Origin of the sequence: Isoptericola sp. NPDC060185 (genome assembly GCF_042728595.1) — a bacterium.
Taxonomy (GTDB): Bacteria; Actinomycetota; Actinomycetes; order Actinomycetales; family Cellulomonadaceae; genus Isoptericola.
In genome coordinates, this window is record NZ_JBHWYY010000138.1 from 1 (window position 1) to 3771 (window position 3771).

Below are 3771 nucleotides of genomic sequence, written 5' to 3' on the forward strand. Positions count from 1 at the left end.
CGTTTCTCAGCGAAACGGGGCCACGATCGCACCCACAACGCGCTGGTCAGACGGACCGACGGGTGGCGCGGATGCCGACGACGAGGCCGACGGCGCACGTGGCCACCGCGGCGACGATGCCCCAGAGCACGGCCGGGTCGGCGAACGTGCCGCCGAACAGCACGCGCTCGGCGTCGACCATGTAGGTGAGCGGGTTGAACTTGGCCGCCGTCTGCATCCACGACGGGCCGGCCTCGAGCGGCAGCATCATCCCGGACAGGATGAGCAGCGGGAACAGCAGCGACTGCTGCACGCCCCAGAACAGCCACTCGCGCCCCTTGGACGCCAGCGCGAGGGCGTGCGAGAGCGCGCCGATCCCCACGCCGAAGACGCCGAGCAGCACCAGGCCCGTGAGCGCCGGCAGCACGTGGAACCGGAACCCGAACGGGATGCAGACCGCCGCGATGATCAGGCCCTGCACCAGCAGCGGCGCGAACTCCTTGAGCGCGCGGCCCACGAGGATCGACGAGCGGTCCAGGGGGGTGGCGAGCACCCGCTCGTAGGAGCCGGTCATGATCTCGTACAGCAGGTTCGAGCCGGTCATCGAGGTGCCGAACAGCGAGATCATCACGATCACGCCGGGCACGAACCACTGCAGGGTGTCCGCGGTGCTCGCTCCCCCCGCCCCGGACGGCCCGCCGAAGCCGCCGCCGAACGTGCCCGTGAGCAGCGGGCCGAACAGCCCGAGGAAGATCAGCGGCTGCAGCAGCGAGAAGATCAGCGTGAACGGGTCGCGCAGCACCAGCAGGATCTCGCGCGTGAACACGGCGGCCGTGTCGGAGACGAACTTGCCCGGCCCGGTCCGCGTGACGACGCGCGGCGCCTCGTGGGTCGCGGCGGCCGGGGTGGTGGTGCGGGTCTGCTCGGTCATGCTGCCGCCTCCTCGCGCAGGCTCCGGCCGGTGAGGTTGAGGAACACGTCGTCGAGGCTGGCCTGGCGGGCGCTCGCCGACGTGGTGGTGATGCCGGCGACGCGCAGCGCCTCGATGACGCCCGGCAGGGTGTCCGCGCCCTGCGCGGTGGCGACGCGCACCCGCAGCCCGGCGTCGTGCGCCGTGATCTCGACGTCGCCGAGCTCGACGTCGCCGACACCGTCGGGCAGCGCTGCCCGGACGGCCGCGCCGTCGTCGGTCGCGACGACGAGGGTCAGGGAGTCGTCCGCGTGGCGGCGCTTGAGGACGTCGGGAGCGGCGTCGGCGATGATCTCGCCGTGGTCGATGACGACCACCCGCTCCGCCATGCTGTCCGCCTCGTCCAGGTAGTGCGTGGTGAGCACGACCGTCATCCCGTACCGCTCGCGCATGGCGGTGATGTGCCCCCAGAGGTTGGCCCGCGAGTGCGGGTCGAGGCCGGTGGTGGGCTCGTCGAGGAACAGCAGCGGCGGGTGGTTCATCAGGCCGAGGGCGACGTCGAGCCGGCGGCGCTGGCCGCCGGACAGCGACTGCACCGACCGCTTCTCGAGCCCGGTGAGCTCCAGGGCGGCCAGGAGGTCGGCCGCCCGCTCCCGGTAGACCTCCGGGGCCAGGCCGTAGAAGCGGCCCTGGTTGTGCAGCTCGTCCACGACCTTGTAGCTGAACCCGCCGCCGTTGCCCTGCCCGATGAAGCCCAGCCGGGCGCGGACCTGCGCGGGGCTCTTGACGACGTCGTACCCGGCGACGGTCGCCTCCCCCGACGTCGGCGCCAGGAGCGACGTCAGCATCCGCAGGGTGGTGGACTTCCCCGCGCCGTTGGGCCCCAGGAAGGCGACGAGCTCACCCTCCGCGACGTCGACGTCGATCCCCTTGACCGCCTCGACGGTCTCCTTGCGACGGCTGAACGTCTTGGTCAGGCCGCGTGCTCGGATCATGTCCATCCCCTCTCTTCTCCGGACTACTCTCGTACGCTGTACTGGAACTAGTCTCGAGCGTAACGAGGGGGTCCGACAAGGCCCTGCGGCCGGCCGGGCGGCCGGGATGGGAGGATGACGATCCATGTCGAGCACTTCGCCGCAGCCGCCGGACGACGGGGTCCCCCGCCCGCCCGAGGTCGTCCGCCGCCTGGCCCTCCTGTGGGACCCGCCGCAGCCGTCGGGTCGCGGCCGCCGGGCGCGCCTCACCCTGGAGGACGTGGTCGGCGCCGGCACCGCGATCGCCGACGCCGACGGGCTCGACGCCCTGTCGATGCGCCGGGTCGCCGCCCACCTCGGCGTGGGCGCGATGTCGCTCTACACCTACGTCCCCGGCCGCGCCGAGCTGCAGGACCTCATGATCGACCGGGCGTTCGCGCAGCTCGACCTGCCGCCCGCCGACGCCGGCTGGCGTGACGGCCTCGCCGCCTACGCCCGCGCGCACTGGGAGCTGTTCCAGCGCCACCCGTGGATCCTGCAGACGAACATGTGGCGGCTGCCGCTCACCCCCGCGGTGCTCGACGCGCAGGAGTGCGGGCTGCGCACCCTCGTCGACACGGGGCTGCCCGCGCGACAGGTGGTCGAGATCGTCGGGCTCGTCGACGCGTTCGTGCGCGGCCTGGCCCGCTCGACGGTCGCGGAGGCGGCGGAGAAGGACGCATCCGGGCAGAGCAACGACGAGTACTGGACGTCGATGAGCAGCTTCTGGGCCGACTGGTTCGACCGCGAGCGCTACCCCACGATGCTGCGCATCTGGGAGGCGGGCGGCTTCGACGCCGAGGCCACGCCGTTCGACGCGTCGCTGGAGCGGCTGCTCGACTCCGTCGGGATGGCGATCGACCGGGCGCACCGGACTTCCCCGGACGGCCCCGCGCCCCTACGATGAACTGGTCCAGACCACCGTCCCCGGAGGACCCCATGGAACGCACCGTCGTCGTCGCCATCACCGAGGGCCTGCACGCCCGCCCCGCCGCGCTCTTCGCGCAGAAGGCCGCGCAGCAGCCCGTGCCCGTGCAGATCGCCAAGACCGCCGGCGGCGACGCCGTCGACGCCGCGAGCATCCTCGGGATCATGACGCTCGGCGCCGGGGTCGGCGACGAGGTGGTGCTCCGCACCGAGGCCGACGGCGACGACGCCGGCGCCGCGCTCGACGCCCTCGTCGAGTTCCTGTCGCAGGAAGCGGTGGCCTGACGGACCGGCCCGACCGCCCGCGCGGGTTCTTCCACTCGGCGGGCTGGCTCTTCGGCGAGATGCTCGTCGGGGCGCTGGTCGGCCTGGTGGCCGCGTTCGTGCTGTCGGTCGACGCCGTGCACCTGGCGGCGGACCCCACCGCCGCGCTGTCGTGCGACATCAACGCCGTGATCTCGTGCGGCACCGTCGGCACGTCGCCGCAGGCCAGCCTGTTCGGCTTCCCGAACGCCTTCCTCGGGCTCATCGCCGAGTCCGTCGTGATCACCGTGGCCGTCGCGGGTCTGGCGGGCGTGCGGTTCCCCCGCTGGTTCATGACGGCCGCCCAGACCGTCTACCTGCTGGGGTTCGTCTTCGCGTACTGGCTCTTCTACCAGTCGATGTTCGTCATCGGCGCCCTGTGCCCCTGGTGCCTGACGATCACGGTGTCCACGACGCTCGTGTTCGCGTCGATGCTGCACTGGAACATCCTCGAGGACAACCTCTACTGGCCCGCCCGGGTGCAGTCGTGGGCGATGTCGCTGGTGCGCTCCGGCGCGTTCGGCATCCTCACCGCCGCGTGGTTCGCGCTGCTCGTCGCCGCCGTCCTGCTGAAGTACGGGTACGCCCTCTTCGCCTGAAGTTGTGAGCGGGCGTTTGGCCCATTTCTCGACGAGAAAT

5 protein-coding genes are annotated in these 3771 nt (G+C 72.0%); 3 read left to right on the forward strand and 2 right to left on the reverse strand.

Annotated elements, in window-relative coordinates; all coding sequences use genetic code 11:
* Window positions 1-46: 46 nt before the first annotated feature.
* Both ACFWDO_RS21195 and ACFWDO_RS21200 read right to left on the reverse strand, forming a co-directional pair.
* Complete coding sequence (locus tag ACFWDO_RS21195) at window positions 47-910, reverse strand: ABC transporter permease (RefSeq protein WP_380326863.1); 864 nt, start codon at window positions 908-910, stop codon at window positions 47-49.
* Window positions 907-1884 carry an ATP-binding cassette domain-containing protein gene (locus ACFWDO_RS21200; protein WP_380326865.1) on the reverse strand — a complete coding sequence of 326 codons (978 nt, stop codon included), beginning with the start codon at window positions 1882-1884 and terminating at the stop codon, window positions 907-909. The genes ACFWDO_RS21195 and ACFWDO_RS21200 overlap by 4 nt, the downstream gene beginning before the upstream one ends.
* 124 nt (window positions 1885-2008) lie before the next feature.
* Here ACFWDO_RS21200 and ACFWDO_RS21205 point away from each other — a divergent pair, with 124 nt between their 5' ends.
* The 3 genes from ACFWDO_RS21205 to ACFWDO_RS21215 are packed head-to-tail and all read left to right on the forward strand — an operon-like array spanning window position 2009 to window position 3731.
* On the forward strand, window positions 2009-2809 hold the full coding sequence (locus tag ACFWDO_RS21205; protein ID WP_380326868.1) for a TetR/AcrR family transcriptional regulator: 801 nt from the start codon (window positions 2009-2011) through the stop codon (window positions 2807-2809).
* A gap of 32 nt (window positions 2810-2841) precedes the next feature.
* The gene (locus ACFWDO_RS21210; RefSeq protein ID WP_380326871.1) at window positions 2842-3114 is read left to right on the forward strand and encodes an HPr family phosphocarrier protein; all 273 of its coding nucleotides are present in this window, start codon (window positions 2842-2844) and stop codon (window positions 3112-3114) included.
* Window positions 3115-3173: 59 nt separating this feature from the next.
* A complete protein-coding gene (locus ACFWDO_RS21215) occupies window positions 3174-3731 on the forward strand; it encodes a vitamin K epoxide reductase family protein (protein WP_380326874.1) in 558 nt (185 codons plus the stop codon).
* The last annotated feature ends 40 nt before the right edge of the window (window positions 3732-3771 follow it).

What these genes read in the sequence shown, in the direction of transcription:
- ACFWDO_RS21195 (WP_380326863.1), bottom strand. Translation starts at nt 910, where the DNA reads ATGACCGAGCAGACCCGCACCACCACCCCGGCCGCCGCGACCCACGAG.
- ACFWDO_RS21205 (WP_380326868.1), top strand. Translation starts at nt 2,009, where the DNA reads ATGTCGAGCACTTCGCCGCAGCCGCCGGACGACGGGGTCCCCCGCCCG.
- ACFWDO_RS21210 (WP_380326871.1), top strand. Translation starts at nt 2,842, where the DNA reads ATGGAACGCACCGTCGTCGTCGCCATCACCGAGGGCCTGCACGCCCGC.
- ACFWDO_RS21200 (WP_380326865.1), bottom strand. Translation starts at nt 1,884, where the DNA reads ATGATCCGAGCACGCGGCCTGACCAAGACGTTCAGCCGTCGCAAGGAG.
- ACFWDO_RS21215 (WP_380326874.1), top strand. Translation starts at nt 3,174, where the DNA reads ATGCTCGTCGGGGCGCTGGTCGGCCTGGTGGCCGCGTTCGTGCTGTCG.